This window comes from Nostoc sp. UHCC 0252 (assembly GCF_034931145.1).
In the GTDB taxonomy this organism is placed as follows: Bacteria; Cyanobacteriota; Cyanobacteriia; order Cyanobacteriales; family Nostocaceae; genus Nostoc.
On sequence record NZ_JAYGHE010000006.1, the window covers coordinates 1 to 4,991 of the forward strand.

The 4,991-nt window shown below is 44.0% G+C and carries 3 protein-coding genes; all 3 read left to right on the plus strand.

All coding sequences use genetic code 11. The annotated features are described in order from the left end of the window. Nucleotides 1-209 precede the first annotated feature (209 nt). The 3 genes from VB732_RS05445 (at nucleotide 210) to VB732_RS05455 (ending at nucleotide 4,867) form a co-directional block, all read left to right on the plus strand. Nucleotides 210-1,601: a malic enzyme-like NAD(P)-binding protein gene (locus tag VB732_RS05445; protein WP_323229837.1), complete on the plus strand. Its 1,392-nt coding sequence runs from the start codon at nucleotides 210-212 to the stop codon at nucleotides 1,599-1,601. A 330-nt stretch (nucleotides 1,602-1,931) separates the two neighbouring features. After that, nucleotides 1,932-4,217 (plus strand): PhoD-like phosphatase, encoded by a 2,286-nt coding sequence (locus tag VB732_RS05450; RefSeq protein WP_323229838.1) that lies wholly within the window; start codon nucleotides 1,932-1,934, stop codon nucleotides 4,215-4,217. A gap of 176 nt (nucleotides 4,218-4,393) precedes the next feature. Then, complete coding sequence (locus VB732_RS05455; protein ID WP_323229839.1) at nucleotides 4,394-4,867, plus strand: hypothetical protein; 474 nt, start codon at nucleotides 4,394-4,396, stop codon at nucleotides 4,865-4,867. The last annotated feature ends 124 nt before the right edge of the window (nucleotides 4,868-4,991 follow it).

A 4,991-nucleotide genomic window follows, 5' to 3' on the forward strand; every position in this document is an offset into this window, starting at 1 on the left:
TCTATTGATAAAACTTTTCAAAAATATCTGCTGTATTTGGGTACAATTACTAAGTTCTGACTCATTTGTATTAGTAAATACACTGTTATAAGTAAAAATAATTATCATAACTGTGAGTAGTCAGTAAACTAACTACTGATTACAAAACGTCAATTTTAGTTTTCGTCTCAATTCAATATAAAATCTAAAACTTAAAATCATAAATCGACATGGCAAACCTAACTCCTAATTCTAGTTTTAGTTTGACACTGCGCTTGCAGATTCCCAATCGTGTAGGGATGTTAGCGTCAATTACCCAAGCGATCGCAAGCACTGGTGGCAATCTCGGTCAAATTGATCTAATCGAGCAAACCCGCAAAGAGTCCACCCGCGATATTACCGTTGATGCTGCTAGTACCGAACATGCTGAAACCATTGTGCAAGCAGTGAAAGCATTGCCAGACATTAAGTTACTCAGCGTCTACGATCGCACCTTTAATTTGCATCGCGGTGGCAAAATCAGTATTACTAGCAGAATTGCCTTGAAGAGTGTGTCCGATCTAGCAATGGCTTATACGCCCGGAGTTGGTCGAATTTGTACCGCGATCGCTCAAGATCCAGAGGAAGTTTACAAGCTAACCATCAAACAAAACACTGTTGCTATTGTTACCGATGGTAGTGCCGTTTTGGGATTGGGAAATCTCGGCCCAGCTGCTGCTCTGCCAGTTATGGAAGGCAAAGCAATGCTATTTAAGGAATTTGCAGGGCTAGATGCTTTTCCCATTTGTCTCGCCACCCAAAATACAGAAGAAATTATCCAGACAGTTAAGAATATCGCGCCGGTTTTTGGGGGTGTGAATTTAGAGGATATTGCTGCACCTCGCTGCTTTGAAATTGAAAAGAGATTACGGGAAGAGTTAGATATTCCCGTTTTTCATGACGATCAGCACGGTACAGCCATTGTCACCTTAGCAGCATTGTTTAATTCTCTAAAGCTGGTACATAAGTCAATGGCAGAAATTCGCATCGTCATTAACGGTGCTGGAGCAGCAGGAGTAGCGATCGCACGGTTACTTCGGAAAGCTGGGGCAGAAAAAATCTGGATGTGCGATTCTAAAGGGATTATCTCTACTAGTCGTACCGATTTGACAGAAGAAAAACTTGAATTTGCCGTGAAAGCTCAAGGTACATTAGCGGGTGCAATGCAAGGTGCAGATGTATTTATTGGTGTCAGCGCACCAGGAGTTTTGACACCAGAAATGGTGCATTCGATGGCAAAAGATCCAATTGTGTTTGCAATGGCAAATCCCATTCCAGAGATTCAGCCAGAATTAATCAGTCAAGATGTTGCTGTAATCGCTACCGGTCGTAGTGATTACCCCAATCAAATTAATAACGTCCTAGCTTTTCCTGGGGTATTCCGTGGTGCTTTAGATTGTCGGGCAAAAACGATTACTACCACAATGTATTTAGAAGCGGCAAATGCGATCGCTTCTTTAGTTAAGCCTTCAGATTTGGATCGGGAACATATTATTCCTTCAGTCTTTGATGAGCGAGTAGCCAACGCTGTTGCATCTGCTGTACAACAAGCAGCGCGTCAAGAAGGTATCGCTCAGAATTAAGGTAGGGGGCAAGGGGGCAGGGGGCAGGGGGCAGGGAGCAGGGGGCAGGGAGCAGGGAGCAGGGAGCAGGGGGCAGGGAGCAGGGAGCAGGGGGCAGGGAGCAGGGGGCAGGGAGCAGGGAGCAGGGGGCAGGGAGCAGGGGGACAAGGGGACAAGGGGACAAGAGGTGAGAACTTGAAACAAATCTTTCCCCTTGTCCCCAATTCTCCTTGTCCCCAAGTCCTCTTTCCCATTCCCCATTCCCAAAAACTCGTCCCCATTTGGTGATTGGATTATATATATAAATAAAGCAATATCATCTAAAACCCACCATTTTGTCAACTGTTTGCAATGAAATATCAAGCTGGGGACGAGTTTTTACAACACCTGCCGTTAATTTTGGCGGGGCCAATCCTAAAGCATACTGAAACAGAGTCAGTAACAGTATGGGTGGCTTTAAAACAGTCTTGTCAAGTAGAACTCAAGGTTTATGAAACAACAAATAATGGTGAAGCGCTAGGAAATTGCTTATTAGAGGGAGAACGCTCTACCTTTGCTCTGGGTAAAAATCTTCATGTAGTTGCAATAACGGCTCGCTCTCCGGTTGGATCTCGCTTAACTAGCGATCGCCTCTATGCTTATGACCTCCAGTTTACTATTGCTGACCAAACCCAGCAAATGCAACAAGCATTATGCTCAAACTCTTTACCTACAGTCAGCGTCAGCTACTTCGATCATCAAAAACCAACCTTTGTTTTGCCGCCAAACCGTCTGCAAGATTTACAAATTGTCCATGCTTCCTGCCGTAAACCTCATGGTCATGGGTTTGATGCACTGCCCATTCTTGACAGTTTAATTGAGGCTTCAGCGAATCAACCGCAACATCGCCCCCACCAGCTATTTATGACTGGAGATCAAATTTATGGTGACGATGTAGCAGAACCATCTTTGTGGGTTGCCACTACTCTTGGTGATGCCCTCTTGGGTTGGGAAGAACAACTTCCTCTAGATGGAGTTTACTGTACTCCTGGGCAACTATCCCCTAGAAAGCGGTCTGATGTTGCAACAAATCAAGCTGGCTTGACCGCAGGACTACATAATAAATCGGAGAAAGTTAACAGTCATCTTTTGAGCCTGGGTGAATATTACGCTACTTATTTACTAGCTTGGTCGCCAGTGTGCTGGCCGACGGCATTTCCCCAAGGACATGAAGTAATGCGCGATCGCCATGCTATCAAAGACTGGAACAAAGCAGTCCGGCATCTGCGCCAATTTATCTACACCCTTTGGAAAGTGCGTCGCGCCCTTGCCAACATTCCCATGTACACCATCTTTGATGACCATGATGTTAGTGATGACTGGAACTTAAACCAAGCTTGGTGTTTGCGAGTACTGGGACATCCTTTAGGGCGAAGGATAGTTCAAAATGCTTTGTTAGCTTACACAGTGTTTCAAGGGTGGGGCAATACACCAGAACAATTTACAGAAGGTAAATCCGGTGAAAAGCTGTTGGCGGCTGCACAAGCTTGGTCAGCATCCCTTGGGATGGATAGAGAAGCTAATGAGGCGATCGCTTGTTATTTAGGTATGCCAGCCAATGATCCCGCCACAGGCTTACCAATTCTAGTTCGAGACGGTTCGGTATTCATTCTTGAGCGAGATCCTGAAGCACTGACTTGGCACTACACAGTTAAAAGCGATTGCCATGAAGTAATTGTCCTTGATACACGCACTTGGCGGGGTTATCCAGCCGATCAAAAACCAATTGCACCACCAATGCTCTTGTGTCCAAAAGCCTTTGAGCAACAACTAGTTTTACCTTTACAAAAAGTAGTTGAAGAAACTCAAATTCAAACTACATTTGTGGTTGCGCCCACGAATGTATTTGGAATGCAAGTCATTGATTGGGTTCACCATTGGAACTTAAAACAAGAGAAAGTTTTTTCAACTGATGTTGGAGATGCTTGGAACATTAACATGGAAGCACTAGCGAAATTTCTAACCACCTTGTTTGAAGAACGTCAACAAATAATTATTCTCTCTGGAGATATTCACTACAGTTCTGTTGCTCACTTGTCTTATGCACGCACCCATTCTAAATTGCAATCTGTTTTAGTGCAGTTGACCGCTAGTGCGTTGAAGAATGAAGAGATTTTGACACGGCTGATTCATACACGATTGAAAGATTGGCTATTACCAGAAAAAGTGCGACATTGGATCGGGTGGAGTGAGCCACCCAATATGGTAGAAACTTCTGCAAAAAAATTACACCATAATCCCCAGATGCTGGCTGATTCTGACTGGCATTGTGTATTAGAGTGGATACCTCGAAACAGCGTTCAAGCTTCTCGCTTCAAAGCAGATATATCATCATTAATAGCTCCCTGGAAACGAGCCGAAAATGCTAAATGGAAATGGTTACAACCCTTGATGGTTTGGAAATCTCGTTGGTTTCAGGACGGGCGAGAAGTCGTTGGATTGAATAACTTAGGTTTGGTTCACTTTGAGTTCGCAGACGAGAGTAATTCTGATAAAATTATTCAAGATTTGTACTGGTTTTCTTCTTGGTATCCAACTCAAGTTGTTTACAGCCGTTTTAGGAGTGAGTTAACGCCTAATAAGTCATTGTTACGATAACCCTGGAAGATCCCCCCAAGCCTTAAAAAGGGGGGCTTTAATAAAAAGGCTTGCTCTAGTTCTCTCCTTTTTAAGGAGGGTTAGGGAGGATCAAGTCTTAAGTAAAGCAAGCGTATTGATTTTGGTTGTATATGTGGGCACTCTAGATTTGAGAAACTTACTGGAGAGTGATTTCTATGTCTACGACCCCAATTAGTGCAACATTGGCGCAAAAAGATAGAGATGCTGTGTTGCAAGCCATTACCACCATTAAAGAAAAGCTACCATTTTTGGTTGATTTGAGTGCCGACGATCGCAAGACTTTACCCAAGATGGGAGATAAGAGTCGGGCCTTTGTCAGCAAAGCGTTAGAAGTAGCGGCGCAGAATCCAGAGTTTTTACCGCGATCGTTCGACTTGGAAGAGATGCGGAAGGACGTACAATTATTTGAAGCGTTGTATCCGGTGTTGTTGTCGTTGACTCAGTTACAAGAGTTGGTAGATGATACATCTCTTGCAGTCGGTAGTGAAGCTTATGCAGCCGCGTTACAGGTGTATAACTACGCAAAAGCCAGTGGACAGGGTGCGGGTTTAGATGCAGTGGTTGTGGAAATGGGACAACGATTTGCTCGTAAACCTGGAAAATCCAAGTCTCAAAAAGCAGCGTTGTAAAAAATAGCTTGGTACTTGCACTTAAAAGGTGCAACGTTGAAGCTCAGAATTTGAATGTTGGAGTTAAAAGCACGACATTTCGACTTCTGAGCTTCATTTTTTGAGTTCAGAGGCTCAATGGTCG